Origin of the sequence: Nocardioides euryhalodurans, assembly GCF_004564375.1 — a bacterium.
Taxonomy (GTDB): Bacteria; Actinomycetota; Actinomycetes; order Propionibacteriales; family Nocardioidaceae; genus Nocardioides; species Nocardioides euryhalodurans.
In genome coordinates, this window is record NZ_CP038267.1 from 387867 (window position 1) to 411684 (window position 23818).

Annotated in this window: 23 protein-coding genes; 18 read left to right on the forward strand and 5 right to left on the reverse strand. The window is 73.6% G+C overall.

All coding sequences use genetic code 11. The annotated features are described in order from the left end of the window. Positions 1-177: 177 nt before the first annotated feature. The 4 genes from EXE57_RS01825 to EXE57_RS01840 all read left to right on the forward strand — a co-directional run bounded on the left by EXE57_RS01825 (position 178) and on the right by EXE57_RS01840 (position 3204). Entirely contained in the window at positions 178-798 is a 621-nt protein-coding gene (locus EXE57_RS01825; protein ID WP_135073457.1) for an HAD family hydrolase, read from the forward strand. A 94-nt stretch (positions 799-892) separates the two neighbouring features. Then, positions 893-1276: a hypothetical protein gene (locus EXE57_RS01830; protein ID WP_135073459.1), complete on the forward strand. Its 384-nt coding sequence runs from the start codon at positions 893-895 to the stop codon at positions 1274-1276. 18 nt (positions 1277-1294) lie between these two features. Further along, positions 1295-2581, forward strand: a complete 1287-nt coding sequence (locus EXE57_RS01835; RefSeq protein ID WP_135073461.1) for a sensor histidine kinase — start codon at positions 1295-1297, stop codon at positions 2579-2581. Next, positions 2578-3204: a response regulator gene (locus tag EXE57_RS01840; protein WP_135073463.1), complete on the forward strand. Its 627-nt coding sequence runs from the start codon at positions 2578-2580 to the stop codon at positions 3202-3204. The genes EXE57_RS01835 and EXE57_RS01840 overlap by 4 nt, the downstream gene beginning before the upstream one ends. 9 nt (positions 3205-3213) lie before the next feature. Here EXE57_RS01840 and EXE57_RS01845 read toward each other — a convergent pair whose 3' ends face one another. Next, positions 3214-4116, reverse strand: coding sequence for a RecB family exonuclease (locus EXE57_RS01845; protein WP_208542932.1), 903 nt, complete (start codon positions 4114-4116; stop codon positions 3214-3216). A 69-nt stretch (positions 4117-4185) separates the two neighbouring features. Here EXE57_RS01845 and EXE57_RS01850 point away from each other — a divergent pair, with 69 nt between their 5' ends. The 4 genes from EXE57_RS01850 to EXE57_RS01865 all read left to right on the forward strand — a co-directional run bounded on the left by EXE57_RS01850 (position 4186) and on the right by EXE57_RS01865 (position 8546). Further along, complete coding sequence (locus tag EXE57_RS01850; RefSeq protein ID WP_244246954.1) at positions 4186-5364, forward strand: site-2 protease family protein; 1179 nt, start codon at positions 4186-4188, stop codon at positions 5362-5364. Then, positions 5357-6322 carry a tRNA (adenine-N1)-methyltransferase gene (locus EXE57_RS01855; RefSeq protein WP_279633187.1) on the forward strand — a complete coding sequence of 322 codons (966 nt, stop codon included), beginning with the start codon at positions 5357-5359 and terminating at the stop codon, positions 6320-6322. Before EXE57_RS01850 ends, EXE57_RS01855 begins: the two co-directional genes overlap by 8 nt. Before the next feature lie 110 nt (positions 6323-6432). Continuing rightward, positions 6433-8181, forward strand: coding sequence for a proteasome ATPase (arc, locus tag EXE57_RS01860; protein WP_425271695.1), 1749 nt, complete (start codon positions 6433-6435; stop codon positions 8179-8181). Positions 8182-8183: 2 nt separating this feature from the next. After that, positions 8184-8546: a hypothetical protein gene (locus EXE57_RS01865; protein ID WP_135073467.1), complete on the forward strand. Its 363-nt coding sequence runs from the start codon at positions 8184-8186 to the stop codon at positions 8544-8546. Between the two features lie 145 nt (positions 8547-8691). On the opposite strand, the gene EXE57_RS01870 is transcribed toward EXE57_RS01865, so the two are convergent. Continuing rightward, the gene (locus EXE57_RS01870; protein ID WP_135073469.1) at positions 8692-9768 is read right to left on the reverse strand and encodes a class I SAM-dependent methyltransferase; all 1077 of its coding nucleotides are present in this window, start codon (positions 9766-9768) and stop codon (positions 8692-8694) included. A gap of 167 nt (positions 9769-9935) precedes the next feature. On the opposite strand from EXE57_RS01870, the gene EXE57_RS01875 reads away from it, so the two are divergent. Further along, positions 9936-10667: a PIG-L deacetylase family protein gene (locus EXE57_RS01875; protein ID WP_208542933.1), complete on the forward strand. Its 732-nt coding sequence runs from the start codon at positions 9936-9938 to the stop codon at positions 10665-10667. Between the two features lie 32 nt (positions 10668-10699). After that, positions 10700-13687 carry an AfsR/SARP family transcriptional regulator gene (locus tag EXE57_RS01880; RefSeq protein ID WP_135073473.1) on the forward strand — a complete coding sequence of 996 codons (2988 nt, stop codon included), beginning with the start codon at positions 10700-10702 and terminating at the stop codon, positions 13685-13687. Here the strand turns inward: EXE57_RS01880 and EXE57_RS01885 are convergent. Beyond that, the gene (locus EXE57_RS01885) at positions 13660-14283 is read right to left on the reverse strand and encodes a class I SAM-dependent methyltransferase (protein WP_135073476.1); all 624 of its coding nucleotides are present in this window, start codon (positions 14281-14283) and stop codon (positions 13660-13662) included. The genes EXE57_RS01880 and EXE57_RS01885 overlap by 28 nt on opposite strands. Before the next feature lie 162 nt (positions 14284-14445). Here EXE57_RS01885 and dop point away from each other — a divergent pair, with 162 nt between their 5' ends. The 8 genes from dop to EXE57_RS01925 all read left to right on the forward strand — a co-directional run bounded on the left by dop (position 14446) and on the right by EXE57_RS01925 (position 21164). Beyond that, on the forward strand, positions 14446-15954 hold the full coding sequence (dop, locus tag EXE57_RS01890) for a depupylase/deamidase Dop (RefSeq protein WP_135073478.1): 1509 nt from the start codon (positions 14446-14448) through the stop codon (positions 15952-15954). A gap of 17 nt (positions 15955-15971) precedes the next feature. After that, positions 15972-16169 (forward strand): ubiquitin-like protein Pup, encoded by a 198-nt coding sequence (locus EXE57_RS01895; protein WP_135073480.1) that lies wholly within the window; start codon positions 15972-15974, stop codon positions 16167-16169. Further along, complete coding sequence (prcB, locus tag EXE57_RS01900) at positions 16166-17011, forward strand: proteasome subunit beta (protein WP_135073482.1); 846 nt, start codon at positions 16166-16168, stop codon at positions 17009-17011. The genes EXE57_RS01895 and prcB overlap by 4 nt, the downstream gene beginning before the upstream one ends. Further along, positions 17011-17913, forward strand: a complete 903-nt coding sequence (prcA, locus tag EXE57_RS01905; protein ID WP_135073484.1) for a proteasome subunit alpha — start codon at positions 17011-17013, stop codon at positions 17911-17913. The genes prcB and prcA overlap by 1 nt, the downstream gene beginning before the upstream one ends. Positions 17914-18002: 89 nt before the next feature. Beyond that, positions 18003-19001: a tyrosinase family protein gene (locus tag EXE57_RS01910; RefSeq protein ID WP_135073486.1), complete on the forward strand. Its 999-nt coding sequence runs from the start codon at positions 18003-18005 to the stop codon at positions 18999-19001. Between the two features lie 27 nt (positions 19002-19028). Next, complete coding sequence (locus tag EXE57_RS01915; protein ID WP_135073488.1) at positions 19029-19598, forward strand: DUF7868 domain-containing protein; 570 nt, start codon at positions 19029-19031, stop codon at positions 19596-19598. Beyond that, positions 19576-20322 carry a copper chaperone gene (locus EXE57_RS01920; RefSeq protein ID WP_135073490.1) on the forward strand — a complete coding sequence of 249 codons (747 nt, stop codon included), beginning with the start codon at positions 19576-19578 and terminating at the stop codon, positions 20320-20322. The genes EXE57_RS01915 and EXE57_RS01920 overlap by 23 nt, the downstream gene beginning before the upstream one ends. Further along, entirely contained in the window at positions 20319-21164 is an 846-nt protein-coding gene (locus tag EXE57_RS01925; RefSeq protein WP_167305782.1) for a sulfotransferase family protein, read from the forward strand. Before EXE57_RS01920 ends, EXE57_RS01925 begins: the two co-directional genes overlap by 4 nt. Positions 21165-21633: 469 nt before the next feature. Here EXE57_RS01925 and EXE57_RS01930 read toward each other — a convergent pair whose 3' ends face one another. Continuing rightward, entirely contained in the window at positions 21634-22770 is a 1137-nt protein-coding gene (locus EXE57_RS01930) for a glycosyltransferase (RefSeq protein ID WP_135073494.1), read from the reverse strand. Then, positions 22748-23818, reverse strand: coding sequence for a GNAT family N-acetyltransferase (locus EXE57_RS01935; protein ID WP_135073496.1), 1071 nt, complete (start codon positions 23816-23818; stop codon positions 22748-22750). The genes EXE57_RS01930 and EXE57_RS01935 overlap by 23 nt, the downstream gene beginning before the upstream one ends.

Genomic DNA, 23818 nt, shown 5'->3' on the forward strand with positions numbered 1-23818 from the left:
GCGGGCCGGGCAGGACCCTCGTGCCCAGGGTCGCCCGCACGGCCGCCACCGCCTGCCGGGCGCCGTCACCGTAGGCTGGGCGGACGCCCTGTCGCACCGAGCCCCCGGGAGGGAATCCTGAGCACCGCCGCATCCCGAGGACCTGCCGCGCCGTTTCCGAGGGCCGTCCTGTGGGACATGGACGGCACCCTCGTCGACACCGAGCCGTACTGGATCGAGACCGAGTTCGCACTCGCCGAGAAGCACGGCGGCACCTGGTCGACCGAGCACGCCCTCAACCTCGTCGGCCACGACCTGCTCGACTCCGGCCGGTACATCCGTGAGCACATGGGGATCGACCTCGAGCCCTCCGAGATCGTCGAGCAGCTGCTGGACGGCGTGGTGGCCCGGGTGGAGGACGAGGTGCCGTGGCGGCCGGGCGCGCTCGAGCTCCTCGAGGACCTCGCCGCCACCGGCATGCCCCGCGCCCTGGTGACCATGTCCTACAAGCGGTTCGTCGCGCCGGTGCTGGCCGCCCTCCCCGAGGGCGCCTTCGACGTGGTCGTCACGGGCGACGCCGTCACCCGGGGCAAGCCGCACCCCGACCCGTACCTCAAGGCGGCAGCAGAGCTGCGCCTCGACGCCGCCCACTGCCTGGCGATCGAGGACTCCAACACCGGTGCCAAGTCCGCGGAGTCGGCCGGGTGCCTGGTGCTCGTGGTTCCGAACCACGTCCCGGTGCTCGCGGGCGAGCGACGGGTCTTCCGCGACTCCCTCGCCGGGCTCGACGCCCGGGCGCTGGTCGCGCTCGGCGGCTGACCCTCGCCGCCGGGTACTACGACCACCGGACAATGGTGGGCCGCCCTCGTCCGGCCACACGCTGGAACCTCACAGAAGCGACTCAGGAGGTCTGGTGACGATGCGCAGGACGATGGCGGCAGTGGTGGTCGGGACGATGCTGGTGACGCTGGGGAGTGCCGCCCCCGCGATGGCCGGCGATGACGAGAAGATCCGTCGGGGCGGCTGCAGCGGCTCCGCCGACTGGAAGCTCAAGGTGAAGCCGGACGACGGCCGCCTCGAGGTCGAGGCCGAGGTGGACAGCAACGTCTCCGGGCAGACCTGGCACTGGCGGCTGCGCCACAACGGCAGTGTCTCCGCCCGGGGTACGTCGACGACGTCCGGCCCGTCGGGATCCTTCGACGTCGAGCGCCGGATGTCGAACCTGTCGGGGACCGACCGGTTCCGGCTGCGCGCCACCCACGGCGGCCAGGTGTGTCGCGGTCGCATCAGCTGGTGAGGCCTATCCTCGCTGCTCATGGAGGCTGAGCGTCGGCGAGCGTGGCGGAGCCCGGTGGCGCAGTTCCTCGCCCTCGGGTTCCTCCTCTTCGCCGGGGTCGTCGTGGTCAGCGACCGCCTGATCGACCGGGCCGCGCAGCGCGAGGCGCTGGGGGACGCCCGGGGGGCGACCGCGATCCTGGCCCACTCGGTGGTCGAGCCCTCGCTGACCGACCGGCTCACGACCGGCGACGCCGGCGCCATCGACCGGTTCGACCGCGACGTGCGCGACCGGCTCCTGGTCGGGGACGTGAGGCGCGTGAAGATCTGGAGTGCCGACGGCACGATCGTCTACTCCGACCAGACCGAGCTGATCGGGGAGAGCTTCGCCCTCGAGGACGCCGAGCAGCAGATCCTCCGCGAGGGCGGGACCGACGCCGAGGTGTCCGACCTCACCGACCCCGAGAACCGCCTCGAGGTGGGGTCCACCGACCTGGTGGAGGTCTACACCCGGATCCTCGCCCCGAACGGCACGCCGCTGCTCTTCGAGGCGTACTACTCCGCCGACACCATCGCCGCGGACACCCAGGAGGTCTTCTCACCCTTCCGCCGGATCATGGTCGGCTCGCTGCTGGTCCTGGGCGGCCTGGCGACGCTGATCATCTGGGGGCTCTCGCGTCGGCTGCGCCGGGCGGCCGCCGAGCGGCAGCGGCTGCTCCAGGCCGCCATCGACGCCTCGGACGCCGAGCGGCGCCGGATCGCCCGCGACCTGCACGACGGCGTGGTCCAGGACCTGGCAGGCACCACCTTCGCCCTCGCCGCCGCGGGGAGGGAGGGGGCCGTCGTCCCCGCGGCCGTCGCCACCGACGCGGCGGCAGCGCTGCGGCAGTCGTCGCGGGCCCTGCGCTCCCTCCTCGTGGAGATCCATCCGCCCGACCTGACGGCGGAAGGGCTCGCTGCCGCGCTCGACGACCTGGTGGCTCCCGCCGGGACCGCCGGCATGGAGGCGCACGTCGAGGTGGACGGCGTCGCGGGGACACCCGACCCGGTGGTGGCGCTGGTGTGGCGGGTCGCCCAGGAGGCGGTCCGCAACGCGCTCCGCCACTCCCGCGGCAGCCGTCTCGACGTCACGGTGCGGCGCGAGGCCGGACGGGTGCTGCTGGTCGTCACCGACGACGGCGTCGGGATGGACGTGTCGGAACCGCGCGGCGCCGAGCATCTCGGCCTGCGCGGCCTGGCCGGTCTCGTGCACGAGGCCGGGGGCAGGCTCCGCATCGACGCGGAGCCGGGTGGGGGCACCAGCGTCCGTCTCGAGGTGGAGGGATGAGCGGTGGGCCGATCCGGGTCGTGGTCGTGGACGACCACGCGGTGGTGCGCGCGGGTCTGGCGCGGCTGCTCTGCGGAGCCGACGACATCGACGTGGTGGCCCAGGCCGCCGACGGTGCGGAGGCGGTGGCGGTCTGCGCGCGGGAGCGGCCGGACGTGGTGGTCATGGACCTCCAGATGCCCGGGATGGACGGCGTCGAGGCGACCCGACGGATCCTCGCGGGCGAGGGGGACGCCGAGGTGCTGGTCCTGACGTCCTTCTCGGACAGCGAGCGGATCGTCGCCGCCCTCGACGCGGGCGCGGTGGGCTACCTCCTCAAGGACTCCGACCCCGACGAGCTCCTCGCCGGCGTCCGGGCCGTGCACCGGGGTGAGTCCCCGCTGCACCCTCGCGCGGCCCGCCAGCTGCTGGCCGCCCGGCAGGGTTCCCCGGCGGCGCGGCTGACCGCCCGGGAGCGTGAGGTGCTCGGTCTGGTGCGGCAGGGCCTGGCCAACAAGCAGGTGGCGCGCCGCCTCGGGATCAGCGAGCGCACCGTCAAGGCGCACCTGACCTCGGCCTTCGCCGCGATCGGGGTGCAGGACCGGACCCAGGCGGCGCTGTGGGCGGAGCGCCACGACGTCTGACCGACCGGCTCAGTCGACGTCCTCTGCGGTGAGCTCGCCGGGGTCGGCGGGCACGGCTGCCTCGGGGAGCGGTGGCGGTGTCCCGCCCCACTCGGGGCAGAGCGCCTTGAAGGAGCACCAGTCGCACAGGCGCGAACGCTGGGGGCGCCAGTCGCGGGACTCGGTGGCCAGCACGATGGCTCGCCAGATCGCCTCCACCTTGCGTTCGGTGGCCAGCAGGTCCTGTTCGTCGGGGACGTAGCGGATCAGCTCGCCGCTGCCGAGGTAGACCAGCTGCAGCATGGACGGCACCACGCCGCGGGTGCGCCAGATGACGAGGGCGTAGAACCTCATCTGGAACAGCGCCTTGGCCTCCCAGCCCTCCCCGGGCGCTCGTCCGGTCTTGTAGTCCACCACCCGGATCCGGCCGTCGGGGGCGACGTCGAGCCGGTCGACGAAGCCGCGCAACAGCAGCCGGGAGTCGAGCAGGGCCTCGACGTAGAGCTCGCGCTCGGCCGGCTCGAGCAGCCGCGGGTCCTCGAGCGAGAAGTAGCGGTCCAGGACGGCCCGGCAGGACGCCAGCCAGCCGTCGAGGTCGGCGGCGGGCCCGGCGTCACCGCCGGTGAAGAGCTCCGCGAGGCCGGGCTCGGCCTCGAGCAGCTGCTCCCAGGCCGGGACCAGCATCTCGCGGGCCTGCTCCGGCGTCCGGCCGGGCGCCGGGAGGTCGAAGAGGTCCTCGAGCACCTTGTGGACGAGCGTGCCGCGGGTGGCGTCGGGACTGGGCGGCTCGGGGAGCCGGTCGATGCTGCGGAAGCGGTAGAGCAGGGGGCACGTCAGGAAGTCTCCGGCCCGGCTGGGCGACAGTGCGCCGAGCACCTCCATCCCGTCGACGGGGGTCGACAGCGGCGTCGAGGGGGAGTCCTGCACCTGCATGCCCCGACCCTAGGTCAGGGCACCGACAGGGATGCGGGAGGGCGAGGCGGTGTCGGATAACCTCGGTGCGTGTCAGCCGATCATGCGCCAGCGACGCCTCCGGAGCCGCGGGGGCAGCAGGACCACCGGCGTCCGCCGGGCACCATCCGGATCGGCAGCATCGCCGGCACCGACGTGCTCGTCTCGTCCTCGTGGTTCCTCGTCGCCGGCCTCATCGCGTTCGTCATGGCGCCGCGGGTCGAGATGGTGGCGCCGGGCCTGGGCCCCTGGAAGTACGTCGCCGGCTTCCTGTTCGCCGTGCTGCTCTACCTCTCCGTGCTGCTCCACGAGATCTCGCACGCCCTCATGGCGGCGCGCTACGGCTTCCCGGTCTCCTCGATCACCCTCCACTTCCTGGGCGGGATGACGGCCATCGAGGGGGAGGCCCGGCGTCCGCGCGAGGAGTTCATGATCGCCGTGGTCGGTCCGCTGACCTCGATCGCAGTCGGCGTGGCCGCGCTCGGCCTGTGGTTCGTCACGCCCGACGGGCTGCTCCTCCTCGCGGTCGAGGGCCTGGCCGGCGCCAACCTGCTGGTCGGGATCCTCAACCTGGTGCCCGGACTGCCGCTCGACGGCGGCCGGGTCCTCAAGAGCGGCGTGTGGAAGCTGACGGGCAGCGTCCACCGCGGCACGGTCGCCGCCGCGTGGGGCGGTCGGGTCACCGCCGTGGCGGCCCTGTGCTGGCCGCTGCTGATGGAGGCCACGCTGGGGTTCGAGCCCGACGTCATCGACTTCGCGCTCGCCTTCGTCATCGGGCTCTTCCTCTGGACCGGCGCGACCGCCGCGCTGAGCTCGGCGCGGCTCCGCAGCAGGTTGCCCGGCCTGGTGGCCCGGTCGCTGGCCCGGCGGACGCTCACCGTCCCCGAGGACCTCCCGCTCGCCGAGGCCGTACGCCGGGCGCGCGAGGCCCAGGCCGGCAGCATCGTGACCGTCACCGGCGCCGGCCGCCCGGTCGGGCTTGTCAACGAGACCGCCCTGGTGGCCACCCCCGAGGAACGGCGCCCGTTGGTGCCCGTCTCGACGGTGTCCCGGACCCTGGAGGAGGGGCTCACCCTGCCCGCGACCCTGATCGGCGAGGAGCTGGTCACCGCGATCGGCCGCAAGCCCGCCAGCGAGTACCTCCTCGTGGAGGGGGACGGTTCCCTCTACGGCGTGCTCGTCACCGCCGACGTCGAGAAGGCCTTCCGGGAGGCAGGTGCCCGTGGCTGAGCACGACGACCGCGTGTCGCCCGACGTGCCCACCGAGGCGTGGTCCGGCGTACACCGCGGCCCGCTGCGCGAGGGCGAGTGGGTGCGGCTCACCGACAGCAAGGGCAGGCGTCACAACTTCGAGCTGGTCGCCGGGAAGCGGTTCTTCTCCAACAAGGGCCACCTCGAGCACGACGAGCTGATCGGTCGTGACGAGGGCTTCACGGTCACCTCGAGCGCCGGGGGCGAGTACCTCGTCTTCCGCCCGCTGCTCTCCGAGTACGCCGTCTCCATGCCGCGCGGGGCAGCCGTGGTCTACCCCAAGGACTCCGCCCAGATCGTGGCGCTCGCCGACATCTTCCCCGGGGCCGACGTGGTGGAGGCCGGGGTCGGCTCCGGCGCGCTGACCTGCTCGCTGCTGCGGGCCGTCGGCCCGCACGGTCGCGTGTCGTCCTACGAGCGGCGCGAGGAGTTCGCCGACGTCGCGCGACGCAACGTGACCCAGTTCTTCGGGGGCGACCACCCGGCGTGGGCCCTCACCCTGGGCGACCTGGCCGAGGAGCTGCCGCGCAGCGGCGAGCGCGCCGACCGGGTCATCCTCGACATGCTCGCGCCGTGGGAGTGCCTCGACGCCGTGGCCGACGCGCTGCGTCCCGGTGGGATCGTGTGCGCCTACGTCGCGACCACCACGCAGCTCTCGCGGTTCGTGGAGACCGTCCGCGTCCAAGGCGGGTTCACCGAGCCCGCGGCCTGGGAGTCGCTGGTGCGCGACTGGCACGTCGAGGGGCTCGCGGTCCGGCCGGGCCACTCGATGATCGGGCACACCGCGTTCCTGGTCACCGCTCGCCGGATGGCGGCGGGGGAGCGGCCCCCGGTGAAGCGCCGACGGCCCGCTCCCGGCGCCTACGGGCCCGACTACGCCGGTCCCCGGCCCCCCGACCTGCCGCCGCAGGTGGCGGAGGAGACCCCCGGGGGCTGAGCCCGACGGATTTCCGTCTCGTGACCCGGGGCGTTGCCCCTTCCTTCGTCCCACCGCGCGGGTAGTGTCACAAGCGGAGGAGGTGACCAGAGATGTCAGCATCTGAAGGCATGTCCGGCGCAGGAGGTCGTTCGACCTCGGAGCTCATGGAGCAGGTGCGCTTCCTCGAGGCCGAGGTGGGCGACCTGCGTCGTCGGCTGGGCGACGCTCCCGGCCACTCGCGCGGCCTCGAGCTGAGGCTCGCCGACACCCAGCGGTCGCTCTCGGCCGTCACCGCGCAGAACGAGCGGCTGGCCCAGACCCTGCGCGAGGCCCGCGACCAGATCACCAAGCTCAAGGAGGAGGTCGACCGGCTCGCCCAACCGCCGGCGGGCTTCGGCACCTTCCTGCAGCGCAACGAGGACGACTCGATCGACGTCTTCACCGGCGGTCGCAAGCTGCGGGTGACCGCGAGCCCGAGCGTCGACCTCGAGACCCTCGTGCGGGGCCAGGAGGTCATGCTCAACGAGGCACTCAACGTCGTCGCCGCCCTCGACTTCGAGGAGGTCGGCGAGGTCGTCATGTTCAAGGAGCTGCTCGCCGACGGCGACCGCGCCCTCGTCATCGCGAACGCCGACGAGGAGCGCGTCGTACGCCTGGCGGAGCCGCTGCGCGCGGAGACACTCCGGGCCGGCGACTCGCTGCTGCTCGACGCCCGGGCGGGCTACGCCTACGAGCGGGTCCCCAAGTCGGAGGTCGAGGAGCTGGTCCTCGAGGAGGTCCCCGACATCGAGTACGACTCGATCGGTGGCCTGGTCAACCAGATCGACCAGATCCGCGACGCGGTCGAGCTCCCGTACCTCCACCCCGACCTCTTCGAGCAGCACCAGCTCAAGCCGCCCAAGGGTGTCCTGCTCTACGGACCGCCCGGCTGCGGCAAGACGCTGATCGCCAAGGCGGTCGCCAACTCGCTCGCCAAGAAGGTCGCCGCCAAGACCGGCGCCGACGGCGGCGAGGCCGGCAAGTCGTACTTCCTCAACATCAAGGGCCCCGAGCTCCTCAACAAGTACGTCGGCGAGACCGAGCGCCACATCCGGCTCGTCTTCCAGCGGGCGCGGGAGAAGGCCAGCCACGGCACGCCCGTGATCGTCTTCTTCGACGAGATGGACTCGTTGTTCCGCACCCGCGGCTCGGGGGTGTCCTCCGACGTCGAGAACACCATCGTCCCGCAGCTGCTCAGCGAGATCGACGGCGTCGAGGCTCTCGAGAACGTGCTGGTCATCGGTGCGTCCAACCGCGAGGACATGATCGACCCGGCGATCCTGCGTCCCGGCCGTCTCGACGTGAAGATCAAGATCGAGCGGCCCGACGCCGAGTCGGCCCGCGACATCTTCTCCAAGTACCTCGTGGCGGCGCTGCCCCTGCACGCCGACGACCTCCGGGAGTTCGGGGGCGACCGTGACGCGTGCGTCGCCGGGATGATCCAGGCGACGGTGGAGCGGATGTACACCGAGACCGAGGAGAACCGCTTCCTCGAGGTGACCTACGCCAACGGCGACAAGGAGGTCCTGTACTTCAAGGACTTCAACTCGGGCGCGATGATCCAGAACATCGTCGACCGGGCCAAGAAGATGGCGATCAAGGACTACCTCGACCAGGACCAGCTCGGCCTCCGTGTCTCGCACATGCTCCAGGCGTGCGTCGACGAGTTCAAGGAGAACGAGGACCTGCCCAACACGACCAACCCCGACGACTGGGCGCGGATCTCCGGCAAGAAGGGCGAGCGGATCGTCTTCATCCGCACGCTCATCACCGGCAAGCAGGGCACCGAACCGGGTCGCTCGATCGACACGGTGGCCAACACCGGCCAGTACCTCTGAGCATGCCGGGGGACGAACCGCTGGAGCGGACGGAGATCGAGGCGGTGCTCGAGACCCGTCGCGAGCTCGGGTCGACGTACGACGCGGCGCTGGTGGACGCGTTCGCGGACCGGATCGAGGCCGCCGTCGTCGCCCGGTCGGCCCAGGACGTGTCCCAGCGCGCCAGCGGCGACCGGGCCCGCGCCTCGGCCGGGCCCCGGCAGCTCGCCCTGGGCATCGTCACGGGGGTCGCCGGCATCCCGGTGACCGCGATAGCCCTGGCCGTCGAGGGAGGCGTCACCGGCCTCGCGGCGATGGTGGTCGGCTGGGCGGGCCTGGTCGGGATCAACGTGGCCCACGCGGCCCAGACCCGCCCCAGGGACTGACCCGTGCCCCTCGGCCAGCTGCTCGTCGCCGCGATGGTGATCGGCCTGATCATGCTGCTCGCGATCTGGGCCAGCAAGCGCTGACCCGGGACGGCACCGGTTCCCGGCCGACGAGCTGCACGCCGGCCGGGCCTGCGTCCGTGCCTCAGGCGCGCGCCTCGATCAGGAGGTTGTACGGCGTCTCCGCCGCCACGCCGGCCTGCGTGAACCCGGCCGCGCGGAAGGCCGCGGTCAGCCGCGCGGGTCCCGCCTGGGCGCCCAGGGTGTCGGTGCCCTGCGACATCCCGTTGGGGACGCACAGGGCCGAGCTGGCCGCCAGGTAGGTCAGCGTCACCGGGCTGCCGATCCCGTCCTCGAGCCGGTCGTGCGCGAACGGCTCGACCGCCAGCACGACACCGTCCTCGGCCAGCACCGAGCGGGCGTGCGCCAGCGCCCCCACGGGGTCGCCCATGTCGTGCACGGCGTCGAAGAAGCACACCAGGTCGTGGCTCCCGCCGTACGACGTCGCGTCGGCCACCTCGAAGGTGACCCGGTCGCCGACGCCCGCCTCGGCCGCAGCCGCCCGTGCGAGCCGGATCGACTCCTCGTGGTTGTCGACGCCGACGAAGGTCGAGGCGGGGAACGCCTCGGCCATCAGCACCAGCGCAGAGCCGAGCCCGCAGCCGACGTCGAGGACGCGGATGCCCTGCTCCAGCCGCTCCACCAGGCCCTCGACCGACGGCAGCCACTCACTGACGAGCGAGCCGCGGTAGAGCGTCCGGAAGAAGCGGTCGACGCCGGAGAACAACCGTGGGTCGTGATCGCCCCAGGCGACCCCCTCGCCGGTGGCGTAGGCGTGCGCGAGCTGGTCGGCTGCCGCGTAGACCGCGGTGATCACCTGGAAGCCGGCCACGCCGGCCACCGGGCTGTCCTCGTCGGCGAGCACCAGGGCGTGCTCGGCGGGAAGGCTGAAGCGGCACGTCGGCCCGTCGTACGTCACGTAGCCGGCGGCAGCCTGGGTGGCGAGCCACTCGCGGACGTAGCGCTCGGCGAGGCCGCTGCGCTCCGCGAGCTCCTCGCTGGTCGTGTCGGCGACCGAGGCGAGGGCCCGCCAGAGCCCCAGCCGGTCACCCAGGTAGGCCAGCACGCCGTTGTAGGCGATGGCCCGGTCGACCGCGACCTTGGTCGCGAACTCCTCGAGCCTGGTCAGGTCCACGCTCGGGGCGTCGAGCTGCGTCGTCATCGTGTTGTCCTCTCGGTTCACCCGGTACGGCGCCGGTCGGCGCCGCCGGGACCGAGCCTGCGGGGGAGTCCTCGCAGCGCGCTGCCACCGGTGGGCCCCGCCGGGCGGGGTCGTGACAGACCGGTGACAGGTAACCTCCGAAGACTTCGGGCATGAGGACCACGACCATGACTGCTGATCGCACCACCGACGTCACCGCCCTCGGAACCGTGCTGGGGGTCTGGGCACACCCCGACGACGAGACCTACCTCGCCGGGGGGCTGCTGGCGGCGCTGCGGGACGCCGGGAACCGCGTGGTCTGCGTGACCGCCACCCGGGGGGAGGCCGCGGACCCCTCGGCGACGGCCGGGGAGCGGATCGCGCTGGCGGCGCTGCGGACCCGGGAGCTGGAGGCGGCGCTCTCGATCCTCGGGGTGGCGGAGCACCACTGGCTGGATCACCCCGACGGCGGTTGCTCCGCCCTCGACCCCGTCCGGCCCGCCCGGCACCTCGCACGGCTGATCGAGGCCGTCCGGGTCGACACCGTGCTCACCTTCGGCCCGGACGGGTTCACGGGCCACCCGGACCACCGTGCGGTCAGTGCGTGGACCGACCTGGCCGTGAGGCTCGCGACCGGGGCAGGAGTCGTGCCACGCGTGCTGCACGCCGTCGCGTCCGACCACCCCGTGGACCCGGGGCTGGACGCCGACTTCGGCGTCTTCGACCTGGGTCAGCCTCGGGTGTGCGCCGACGAGGACGTGCTCGTCCGCCTGCCCCTCACCGGGGAGGCTCTCGACCGGAAGGTGGCGGCGCTCCTGGCGCAGGAGTCGCAGACGTCCGCGCTGGTCGCTGCCGTGGGGGCCGATCGCTTCCGGGCGTGGGTCGCCACGGAGCACTGGGCCGCGCCCGAAGTCGGGTGACACCGGCGCCCGACGTCGGGCACAGTCGCCCCATGAGCCCGGAGCCCGGGTCGGAGCGGGCAGCCCTTCCCCTGCAGGTCGGCGTGCTCGGCCCGCTGGTGCTCCGGGTCGACGGCCGGTCCGTGGAGGTCCCGGGGATGCGGCGCCGTGCGCTCCTGGCGCTGCTGGCCCTGGAGGCCGGTCACACCGTGGGCGTGGAGCAGCTCGTCGACCGCCTGTGGCCCGAGGACCAGCCCGAGAACGCCACCCAGGCGCTCTACAGCCACGTCTCCCGGCTGCGAGGCCATCTCGGGGCGTACGCCGACCGGCTCGGCCGGACCGCCGGCGGCTACCGCCTGGTCCTGGAGCCGGGCGAGCTGGACGCCGACGCAGCGCGGCGGCTGGCCGCCAGGGTGACCCGGCCGGACACACCTGCTGCCGAGGTGGCGGCCCTGGCCCGCGAGGCGCTGGCGCTGTGGCGGGGACCCGCCCTGGGGGAGTTCGCGGCCCTGCCGTCGCTGGAACCCGCCTCGGTGCCCCTCGAGGAGCTGCGCCTGCGGCTGCACGACGACCTCGTCGACGCCGCGCTGCGGGTGGCTGAGCCCGGGGTGGCCGAGCTGGCGGCGCTCGCCGCCGCAGCCTCGCCGCTGCGCGAGCGCACCGCGCTGCTCCACGTCCGTGCCCTCGCCGCCGACGGGCGCACCCGGGAGGCGATGGCGGCAGCGCAGGCGTTCCGGAGGCGCCTGGCCGAGGAGACGGGGCTCGACCCCGGCCCGGCGCTCGACGACCTCGAGCAGCAGGTGGCGAGCGGCGCCCTCGAACCTGCGGGCCCCGGCGGCGGACGGCGCCCGCGCGCGCACGTCCCCCGGCCCGACGGGCCGCTCCTGGGGCGCCGGGAGGACCGGGCCGAGGTGCTGCGCCTCCTCGGCGGGCACGCCGTGGTGACGGTGACCGGACCCGGTGGCGTCGGCAAGACCCGGCTCGCCCTCGACGTGGTGGCCGACCCGGAGGCCCTGCAGGACGGCAGCGAGGGGGTCGTGCTGGTCGACCTGGGCGCCGTCGACCGGGCGGACCGGGTGTGCGCCGCGGTCGCCTCCACCCTCGGACTGCGGACGCGCGGCGACGTTGCGGCCGGCGACGTGGCGGGGGCGCTCGTCGACCGCAGCCTGCTGCTGCTGCTCGACAACTGCGAGCACGTCGTCGACGCCTGCCGAGAGCTGGTGGTGACGCTGCGCCGTGCGGCGCCCGGGGTCCACGTCCTCGCCACGTCGCGCGTCACGCTCCACGTGCCCGGCGAGTACGTCGTCCGGTTGCAGCCGCTGCCGGTGCCACGCGACCCGACCGACCTGGCGTCACTGCAACGCCAGCCGGTCGTCCGCGCGTTCCTCGAGCACGCCCGGGCGCGGCGCCCCGACCTCGAGCTGCGGGAGGAGGACGTGCCCGACCTGCTGGAGGTCGTCCGCCGTCTCGACGGGCTGCCGCTCGGCATCGAGCTGGCGGCGCGCCAGGTCGCCGTGATGCCGCTGCGGGCGGTGCGCGAGCGCCTGGACAGGGCGCTCGACCTCGCCACCGGTCCCCGCGGACCGGGGGACCGGAGGCAGCAGACCCTCCGGGCGACGATCGCGGCGTCCTACCGGCTCCTCGACGAGGAGGGGCGCGCCCTGCTGCGGGCGCTGGCCGTCTTCCCGGGTGGCGCCGACGTGGCCACGGTGGAGGCGCTGGTCGGGCACGAGGCCGGCGCCGGGGACCCGGTGGACGTCCTCCACGGCCTGGTGGACGCCTCGCTCGTGGTGGTGGACGCGGAGACCGGTCGCTACCGGCTGCTCTTCACGGTCCGCGCGTTCCTCCTCGACGAGCTGCGCGCCACGGACGCGCTGGCCGCGGCCGAGGAGCGCTTCCTGGACCGTTGCCTGGCCGTGGCCGAGGAGCTCGGTGCTGCGCTGCTGGGGCCCCGTGAGGCCGACGCCGACCGCCGGCTCCGTGCCGAGCTCGACAACCTGCGCGCAGCCCGTGACCTCGCCGCGACGCGCGGCCGCGACGACGTGCGGATCGGCATCACGGTCTGGCTCAACGACGTGACCATCTGGCGCGACCTGCGGGAGATGTGGGCCTGGGCGGTGGACCTGGCCGAGGACGCCTCGCTCGCCGGGCACCCGTCGCGCCCCGCCCTGCTCGGCTGCGCCGCCGACGCCGCCCGGCTGGTGGGTGACCTCGACGGTGCCCTTCGCTGGGCGCGCGCGGCCCTCGACGCAGCCGGCCCCGACCCCGCACCCACCCTGGTGCTCCGGGCGTGGAGCGCCCAGGCGTCCGTGGCGCACTTCCGCGGCGACTTCGTCCGGGCCCGGGACCGCTGGCTCCGCGCCGGGGAGGTCGAGACCGCCGAGGCGGGCGGCTTCCTCGCCTCGGCCGCGCTCGCCTCCGCCTACGCCGGCGACATCCCCCGCGCCCGGGCGATCCTGGACCGCGCTCACGACGCCAACGCGCGGGGCGGGAGCGTCTCCATGGCCGCATTCGCGGCGTACGTCGAGGGGGAGCTGCGAGCGGCCGCCGACCCCGCCGCCGCCGTCCCCCACTACCTGGAGGCGATCGAGGGTGGCGCCCGCGTCGGCGCGACGTTCGTGGAGGGCGTCGCCCGGGTCGCCCTTGCCTCGGCGCGGACCCGCACCGGCGACGTGGCCGGCGCGGCGGACGGCTTCGCCTACCTCCTCGACGCCTGGCGCCGGACCGGCCAGGAGACGCAGCTGTGGACGACGGCCCGCAACGCGGCCGGGCTGCTCGCGGCGGCGGGCAGGAGCGAGGCTGCCGCGCGGCTGCTGATCTGCGCGGACGCCGCCCCCGGTGCCGCGACGGTGGGCCACGAGATCGCCCGGCACAGCGGGAGGGTGTACGTGCCGGTCACCGACGTCGTGGACGGCGCCACGCTGGAGCGGTTGCGGGAGGAGACCTGGCGGGTGGGGCCGGGCGAGGTGCTGGACCGGGCGACCGCCGAGCTCCGCGACGTCGCGGCCGGGGCTCAGGGTGCGGTGGCGCTGCCGAGGTAGGCATAGGTCCAGGGCCGGTTGAGCCGGGGGCCGCCGAGGTAGTCGGCGCGTGCCACCGTCGGCTCCAGCCCGGCCGCGCGGACCAGGGCGGGCACGTCCCGGGTGAGGTGGCACCCGCCCGCGATCCGACGCTGCAGGGGCTCCAACCGGCGCTGCCACCGCACCACCCCGGGGTCGGGGGCCAGCCCGTGCTCGAGGAAGCACAGGACGCCGCCAGGGCGCAGCACCCGACGTACCTCCGCCAGGGCGCGGGCGACGTCCGGGATCGTGCACAGGGTGAAGGTCGACACCACCGTGTCGTACGACGCGTCGGGCTCGTCGAGGTGCTGCCCGTCCAGCCCCCGCCGCTCGACCGGGAGCGGCGAGCGCTCGCGGCGCGGGGCCGAGAGCCGCCACCCGACGTCCGAGGGCTCGACGGCCGCGACCGAGGTCACCGCGGCGGGGTACCACCGCAGGTTCAGCCCGCCGCCGAAGCCCAGCTCGAGCACCCGGCCACGCGCGGGGGCGCAGACCTCGCCCCGCAACCGCCCGATCTCCTCGTTGCGCAGCGACGCGTCCGCCATGCGGGGGACGACGTGGTCGGACCAGGCACCCATGGGGGTGAGCCTACGAGCCGCAGGTCGCCCGCTAGGGTCCGAGCATGAAGTGGATCCTCATCATCGCCGTCGTCCTGGTCATCGCCTTCTTCGTCGTTCCCAAGCTGCGCAAGCGCTGATCACGCGGGCTCCGATCGCCACCGTGGCCGTAGGCTCGTCCGTATGAGTGTCCGCCGCGTGATGGGCACCGAGGTCGAGTACGGCATCTCGGTGCAGGGACAGCCGCTGGCCAACCCGATGGTCGCGTCGTCCCAGGTCGTCAACGCCTACGCGTCGGCGACGGTGAAGGCGCGTCGCGCCCGCTGGGACTTCGAGGAGGAGTCGCCGCTGCGCGACGCCCGCGGCTTCGACATGTCGCGCCAGGTCGCCGACCCGACGCAGCTCACCGACGAGGACCTCGGCCTGGCCAACGTCATCCTCACCAACGGGGCACGTCTCTACGTCGACCACGCGCACCCGGAGTACTCCACCCCGGAGGTCACCACGCCGCTCGACGTGGTCCGGTGGGACAAGGCGGGGGAGCAGGTGATGCTCGACGCCTCGCGCCGGGCCGGCCAGCTGCCCGGCGGCGCGCCCATCAACCTCTACAAGAACAACACCGACAACAAGGGCGCCTCCTACGGCGCCCACGAGAACTACCTGATGCGCCGCAGCACCCCCTTCGGGGAGATCGTGCGCCACCTGACGCCCTTCTTCGTCTCCCGGCAGGTGTTCACCGGCGCGGGCCGGGTCGGCATCGGCCAGGACGGGCGGGAGCACGGCTTCCAGATCAGCCAGCGCGCCGACTTCTTCGAGGTCGAGGTCGGGCTCGAGACGACCCTCAAGCGGCCGATCATCAACACCCGCGACGAGCCGCACGCCGACCCCGAGCGCTACCGGCGGCTGCACGTCATCCTCGGTGACGCGAACCTCGCCGAGATCTCGACGTACCTCAAGGTCGGGACGACCGCCCTGGTGCTCGCGATGATCGAGGACCGGTTCATCTCCCGCGACCTGACCGTCGACGGCTCGGTCGCCGCGCTGCGCGCGGTGTCGCACGACCCGACCCTGCGCACGACCGTCCCCCTCACCGACGGCCGCCACCTGACCGCCGTCCAGCTCCAGCTGGAGTACTACGACCTCGCCCGCAAGTACGTCGAGGACCGGCTGGGCTCGGACGCCGACCCGCAGACCGTCGACGTGCTCGCTCGCTGGGAGTCGGTGCTCGAGCGGCTCGAGCGGGACCCGATGGAGTGCGCCACCGAGCTCGACTGGGTCGCCAAGCTGCGGCTGCTGGAGCACTACCGCGACCGCGACGGGCTCGGCTGGGACGACGCCAAGCTCCAGCTCATCGACGTCCAGTACTCCGACATCCGCCCCGAGAAGGGGCTCTACCACAAGCTCGTCGGCATGGGCCGGATCGAGCGGCTCCTCGACGACGTCTCGGTCGAGGCGGCCATGCACGACCCGCCGGAGGACACCCGGGCGTGGTTCCGCGGCCGGTGCCTGGAGAAGTACGCCGACTCGGTGGCCGCCGCCTCCTGGGACTCGGTGATCTTCGACCTCCCCGGCCGCGAGTCGCTGCAGCGGGTGCCCACGATCGACCCGCTCCGCGGGACCCGTGCCAGCGTGGGCGAGCTGATCGACCGGTGCGACACCGCCGAGGCATTGGTCAGCGCGCTCACCCGGTGAGTGGATAGGGTCGAGGCATGGCACAGGAGCAGAAGCAGCCCCGCAAGGCTTCCGAGAGCGAGGAGGCTGCCGAGGTCGCCACCGAGAGCGACGTGGCCGAGCGCAAGGAGGCGCTCGACGACGACGTCGACGCGATCCTCGACGAGATCGACGACGTGCTCGAGAGCAACGCCGAGGACTTCGTGAAGTCGTTCATCCAGAAGGGCGGAGAGTGAACCCGGAGCCCCGCCTGCCCGCCGCGTTCCTGCAGTCGGGCAGCTCGTCCTTCGCGGACTTCCTGTCCGACGCCGCCCCCGACCTGCTCCCGTCGCGTCGGACGCTGCCGCAGGGCCACGCCGCCGAGCTGGCCCCGCACGCGACCACGATCGTCGCCGCGACGTACCCCGGTGGTGTCGTGATGGCGGGTGACCGCCGCGCGACGATGGGCAACGTCATCGCGCAGCGCGACATCGAGAAGGTCTTCCCCGCCGACGAGTACTCCGCCGTGGGCATCGCCGGCACCGCCGGCCTCGCGGTCGAGCTGGTGCGGCTGTTCCAGACCGAGCTCGAGCACTACGAGAAGATCGAGGGCACGACGCTGTCGATGGACGGCAAGGCCAACCGGCTGGCCGCCCTGATCCGTGCCAACCTCGGGCTCGCGATGCAGGGGCTGGCCGTGGTGCCGCTGTTCGCCGGCTACGACCTGACCGCCGACCAGGGCCGGATCTTCAGCTACGACGTGACCGGCGGCCGCTACGAGGAGACCGCCTTCCACGCCGTGGGCTCCGGCTCGCTTTTCGCGCGGGGGTCGCTGAAGAAGCTCTACCGCGACGACCTCGACGAGACCGACGCGGTCACCGTCGTCGTGCAGGCGCTCTACGACGCCGCCGACGACGACTCCGCCACCGGCGGGCCCGACCTCACCCGCCGGATCTTCCCGGTGGTCCAGCTGATCACCGCCGACGGGGGCCGCCGGATGCCCGACGACGACGTCGCGGACATCGCCGACCGGATGATCGCCGGCCGCATGACGAGACCTGACGGCCCGGCCGCACCGCTGAACGGTGGTGGTCGCTGATGAGCATGCCGTTCTACGTCTCGCCCGAGCAGCTGATGAAGGACCGGGCCGACTTCGCCCGCAAGGGCATCGCCCGCGGCCGCTCGGTCGTCGTCGTCCAGTACGCCGACGGCGTGCTGTTCGCGTCCGAGAACCCCTCGCAGGCGCTCCACAAGATCTCGGAGATCTACGACCGGATCGCCTTCGCGGCGGTCGGTCGCTACAACGAGTTCGAGAACCTCCGGATCGCCGGCGTGCGGCTGGCCGACATGCGCGGCTACGCCTACGACCGGCGCGACGTGACCGGTCGCGGCCTCGCCAACGCCTACGCCCAGACCCTCGGGACCATCTTCTCCAGCGGCGGCGAGAAGCCGTACGAGGTGGAGCTCTTCGTCGCCGAGGTGGGCGACGAGGCGGCCGACGACCAGATCTACCGGCTCACCTACGACGGCCAGGTCGCCGACGCCCACGGATTCGCCGTCATGGGCGGCGCGGTCGACACGGTCGTGGAGTTCCTGACCTCCCGCTACGAGGAGGGGCTCGACCTCGACGCCGCGCTGCGGCTCGCCGTGGCCGCCCTCGGTCACTCCGACACCTCCGACCGGGTGATCCCCGAGTCCGCGCTCGAGGTCGCCGTGCTCGACCGGACCCGGGTGCAGCCCCGCAAGTTCCGGCGCTTCCGCCCCGACGAGCTCGGCCGACGGCTGGGGGAGCGTGGCCCGGCCTCGCCCGACGAGCCCCACCCCGAGGACGCGCAGCCGCCCGCGATGGCGTCGCCGGCGGCCATCGACGACCCGGCCGACCCGACCGACCAGACCAGCGGGGCGACCCCGCCGCTCGAGGACCCGCGGACCGGCGAGCCGCCCGTGGCGCCGCCGGTGGCACCCCCGTCGCAGCCGGGGCAGGACGACCCTCAGCGATAGTGGTCTAGACCAGCCGGTGGATTACACCGAATGGCTGGTTGTGCCACCCCCTGAGCGCGGCTTCACTGGCGCTCGGGGGGTAACAACACATGGCCGTTGACACGTCGTCACTGCCGGGGGTGGGGAGGCGCGGCTTCATCGCAGGAGCCGCAGTCGTCACTGCAGACCTGGCCATCACCACCGAGAGCGCTCGCGCGGTCTCCAGTGCCACGCTGGCGGGCGAGTTCGTCCGCCGCGACGTGTGGACGCTCGGGACCCCGTGGAACGCCTACACCGAGGCCTACGCCAGGGCCGTCGCGCTGATGCAGAGCCGCGAACCGGACGACCCGACGAGCTGGTACTTCCAGGCCGCGATCCACGGGACGTTCGTCCGGCCGGCGCACCCGAGCTGGAACCAGTGCCAGCACCAGAGCTGGCACTTCTTGCCGTGGCACCGGATGTTCGTCTACTTCATGGAACGGATCGTCCGGGCGGCCATCGCCGAGGTCGGCGGTCCGGACGACTGGGCGATGCCGTACTGGAACTACGCGACGCCGTTCCCGGGCAGCACGCTGCCGATGGCGTTCCGCGTGCCGACCTTGCCCGACGGGTCGCCCAACGCGCTCTACCTCCCCACGCGGCGCAGCACCGCGATCATGGAGGGCTTCGAGCTCAGCACCCGGGTCACCGACGCGGCCAAGGCGATGAACCGGATCCCGTTCGCGGCGTCGGCCGACCGCGCCAAGACGTCCTTCGGCGGCGGCATCCTCCCGCCGGCGCAGTTCGCCGGGGCCCTCGGCATGCTCGAGACCCAGCCGCACAACGGCGTCCACACCCAGGTCGGGAGCAAGTCCCGGGCCAGCTGCACCGGTGGCTTCATGAGCGCTGTCCCTTGTGCGGCCAACGACCCGATCTTCTTCCTCCACCACGCCAACATCGACCGGCTGTGGAACGTCTGGCTCGGCATGGGCGGCGGTCGCGCCAACCCCACCGACGCGGCGTGGCGCAACCAGACGTTCACGCTCTACGACGAGACCGGCCAGGCGGTCACCCTGGCGAACTCGCAAGTCGTCGACGCTGCCGGCCAGCTCGGCTACGTGTACGCATGAGCGCCCGGGAAGACAGGAGCTGACGACATGGCTGCACAGGATCGGCGTCCCCCGGAGATGGTGGCCGCCAGCCGGCGACCCGTCCGCCTGGCAGGAAGCCGCGCATCGGTGTCCGCGCAGGTCGACCGGGGTGCCGTCAGCACGCTGGAGGCAGCTGCTGCCCCTTCGGCGCGTGGCGTGGTACGACGCGGTCGCCGCGCGTACCTCAACGTCGAGGACATCCGGGCGCTGAGCAACCCGGGTGTCGTCTACGGGGTCTACCTCAACCTGCCGAAGCGCGTCACGGAGCGGGTCCGCGACTTCCACCACGTCGGCAACCTGACCGCGTTCGGCATCGAGAACATGAACAGCCTCGACTCCCGGCACGACCACGTCCCGGGGATGCGCCACACCTTCGACGTCACCCGCAAGCTGCGCGTGCTGCGCCGGGCAGGTCGCATCCGCAAGGGGGAGGCGATCGAGGTGACCTTCCTGCCCGAGCTGCCGACCCCGCCGCCGGGCTACACCGGCAACGTGGACAAGGTGCTCGGCGAGCTCCTCGACGGGGCTCGGGAGGCGCCCATGACCGTCGGCCGTGTCAGCGTCTTCGTGGACTGACGAGGCCGCAGCGGCACCCCACCGGCTGACCACCTGGCTGGCCTGGCGCCCGGAGTGGCCCGGGGTCGTGGTGATCGCCGCGGCGTGGCTGTGGCTTGCCGTCCAGTCGGTCCAGGTGCCCGCGGGGCACCACGAGCACGGGGCGTCGGGCCTGATGGGCCTCGGCACGTGGACCGTGATGTGCGTGGCCATGATGCTGCCCCTCGCCCTGCCCGCTCTCCGGCACGTGGCCTTCAACAGCTTCCGCGGCCACCGGTGGTCCGGCATGGCGTTGCTGGCGACCGGCTTCCTCGTGCCGTGGGTGGCCTTCGGGGTCGTCGCGATCGCGATCGGGGAGTGGCTGCTCGCCGGCTGGATGTCGTCCGCGCTGCTGCTCGCGGTGCTGCTCGTCGTGGCCGCGGGCTGGCAGGTGAGCCCGCCCAAGCGCTGGGCGGCCTTCTCGTGCAGCAGGACCGTCCCGCTCGCGCCCGGCGGCGCACGGGAGGTCGGCACCCGGCTGGAGTTCGGAGCCCGCCAGTCGCTGCGCTGCATGGGGGCCTGCTGGCCGCTGATGGCCGTCATGGTGGTGCTCCCGCACGGCGTCGTCGGACTGCTCGCGATGGCGGCGGCGACGGTCGGGATGGTGGCCGAGGTGACCTCGCGGCGCCGCCGTACGATCCTGCCCTGGCTCGCCGCCCCGCTGGCGTTGGCCGCGGTCGCGGCCGGGCTGGCGGTGACCTGGTGACCGACCGGCTGCCGGGCTTCGTGGTGGCGGGGGTGCCGCGAGCCGGCACCACCACGGTCGCGAGCCACCTGCGGACCGTGCCGGGCGTGTTCGTGCCCGACCTCGAGGAGGTCCACTACTTCACCCGTCGCCACGACCGCGGCCCCGACTGGTACGCCGGGCTCTACCGCGATGCCCGGCCCGAGCAGGTGTGCGTGGACGTCACGCCGAGCTACGTCCTGCACGAGGAGGCCGTCGAGCGGATCGCGAGGGAGCTCCCGGACGCGGTCGTCGGCCTGGTGCTGCGCGACCCGGTCGACCGGGCGTACTCCCACTACTGGCTCAACCGCGACAAGGGCACCGAACGTCTCGGCTTCGAGGAGGCGCTCGAGGCCGAACCGGAGCGGCTCGCGCGCGACCCGCGCGACCTGCCCCACGGCTACCTCACCTCCGGCGGGTACGCCCGGTTGCTCCGCCGGCTCCACGAGCACGTCCCCCCGGACCGCGTCCACGTGGTCCTCTTCGACGACCTGGCCCGCGACCCCGGCCCGGTCGTGGCGGGCCTGTGTGCGCGGCTCGGGGTGCCGCCTCCGACCGAGCCGGTCCCGGCCCGACGCACGAACCACCACGGGCCGGCGCGCAGCCCGTTGCTCGGCAGCGTCGCCCGACGACTCCCCGGCCCCGTCTCCCGGACGGTCCGCCGCTGGAACAGCACCCCCGGCGCCTATCCGCCGATGGAGCCGGCCACCCGCGAGCGGCTGCGCGACCACTTCGCGGCCGACCGGGACGAGCTCGAGGAGCTGCTCGGGCGCGCGGTGCCCTGGGGGCGTGCCGCCACCGGGCGCGACTCCGGCACGAAGTGACGACGCACCGGTCCTGGTGGTGTCCGTGAGGGGCGTGCTCAGTGGCGTACGTGCCGGACCAGTCGAGCTTCGCCGCTCCGGTGAGGGGTGTCGGGCAGTGGGTCGTTGGGGCCACGTGGCCGGACCAGCTGGACCCAACGAGCCAGCGCACACACACCCACCCTGGGGTGGTGGTGTGCCGAGACGGTGGCTTCGCTTGAGCGGGGGGTCGGCGTCCCGCTCCCACGTGTCGTCCCGGTGAGGGGTGCGGGGCAGTGGTCGTTGGGGCCACGTCGCCGGACCAGCTGGACCCAACGACCCAGCGCACGCACCGGCGCACCCTGGGGTGGTGTGCCGAGACGGTCAGTCAGTCCCCCCTGAGACATCGACCCCACCCGTTGGACCGACGCAGGGCGCCGCAGGGGAGCGGTGCGGTGCCCTGCCCGAGCCCGCTGCAGCACACCGACGCCAGCTCCCCGGCCGCCGGGAATCAGCCGAGCGAGCGCTCGTAGAACTCCAGCATGGCGGCTGTGACGGCCTCGATGGTGTTGCGGCTGCGGAAGCGGGCCGACGCGGCGCCCGCCCGCGTGGCGGCGGCGGCGCCGTCGTCGAGCACGTTCACCACGGCCCGGCCGAGAGCGTCCGGGTCGGAGACGGGCACCAGCAGGGCACCCGCGCCGGTGATGGTCTCCCGGATCGCCGGGACGTCGCCGGCGACGACGGGGGTGCCGATGCCCATGGCCTCCACGACGGCGCTGCCCAGCCCTTCCCAGCGCGAAGGAGCGACGAAGACGTCGGCCGCGGCGACCAGGTCGGGTACGTCGGTGCGGGGACCGAGCAGGTGCACGGCATCGGTCACCCCGCCCTCCGCGGCCCGCTGGCGGATCAGTGTGGTCGCCGTGCCCTCGCGTCCCGCGACGACCAGCTGGGCTGCTGGGTGGGCGCGCCTGACCGCGGCGAACGCCTCGACGAGCGTGTCCAGGCCCTTCTGGTACTCGTGCCGCGCTGCGGCGACCACCATCGGGGCGTCGTCGGCGAGGCCGAGGCCGGTCCGGACCGTGTGCCGCCGCTCGGGCGTGCGCGACCCCAGCACCGCCTCGTCGCGGCCGCGGGGGACCACGTCGATGCGCGAGGGCCGGATCAGCAACCGGCGCCCCATCACGTCGGCGACGTACTGGGTCAGAGCGTGGAAGCGGTGCACGAGCTGGCAGGTCGCCGCGTCCGCGGCCTGCGCGGCCACGACCCTGGCGGCCGTCAGCCGGGGATCGCCGCGGTGCTCGGGACCGTAGGCGATGTTGACCAGGCTCGACACGACGCGGGTGCGGGTGGTCGCGGCCGCGACCCTGCCCGCGAGGTCGGCCTCGAAGAGGGTGGTGTGCACCAGGTCGGGTTCGCGCTCCCGGATCAGCGAGGCGAGCGCTCTGGCGCGCCGGACCCTGTCGGGCTCCAGCACCGGGAAGATCGAGGCGCCGACCGCGCGCAGGTCGTCCTGGAAGCCCTCCCGCTCGAGGAGGTAGGCGATGTCGAGGTCCACGCCGGCCTTCACCAGGTGCGGAGCCATCGACGCGAGCGCCTGCTCGGCTCCTCCCGGGCGGTCCAGGCTGTCAATCACGTAGAGCAGGCGCACCTGCGTCCTCCTCGCTCCGTGCGGCACCGTCGTGGTCGGCGTAGCGGGCGCGGACCACCCGCGCCACCGGCCCGCGGCCCGCGAGCCACGTGGTGTCGGTCCGGTCGACCGCTCCGAAACGGTACTTGTAGGGCTCCGCCCCGCGCAGGAAGTCGAACACCTCGCAGCCGGCGTCGCGGGCCGCGCGCATCGCGGCGGCCACCAGGACGGTGCCGAGGCCGTGGCGGGCGTACGCCTCGTCCCAGCCGGTCTGGTAGTAGGCGAAGGTGCGCTGCCAGAGGAAGCCGTAGAGCACCCCGACCACCTCGTCGTCGCGACGCGCCACGACCGCGGCGGGGCCGCAGCCCGGCGTGGCGCGGGCGAGGAGCGCGAGGTGGAGGCGGCGACGCTCGGCGGTGAAGCTCGTGGCCCAGCCCTGGTCCCCGGCACGCGAGCCGTGCAGCCGCAGCAGGTGGTCGAGCACCTCGCCGGTCACCTGGCCGGGGGAGAGCCACGTCGTGGTCACTCCCTCCTCGGCCAGCTTCCGCTCGTCGTAGCGCACCCGCTTGCGGAGCTTGGAGGAGCCGGTCGGCAGCGGGTCGTCGGGCAGGTCGACGCGCGGGCAGGCCGTGGTGGCGATGGGGTCGGCACCGGTCACGAGGTCGGCGGCGCGGCTCTCCGGGTCGCTGGCCGGCAGCAGCAGGCTGCTGCGGCCGACGGTCTCCGCGAGCCAGCGGCGGACGTCGTCGTGGCGCTCGGGCCGCACCAGCCAGCCGAGGTGGTCGGCCGCTCCGGCGCCGCTCCCGAGCGGTGCCCACGGTCCCCGGACCCGGGCGATCCGCGGGTGCAGCGGTTCGCGGACCAGCCCCACGACGGCGTCGAGCCCCCCGTCGCCCGGCCAGACGGCCAACCGCACGTCGCGCCCGGACCCCAGCACCTCCCACCAGGAGAGCTGCCAGTCGGGCGTGCAGAAGTACGACGTCCACGGGTGGCCCGCGGCCAGGGCGCGCCAGGCGTCGGCGTACGTCTCGGCGGCCTCGGGAGCGGTCAGGACCTGGGGTGCGGCCAT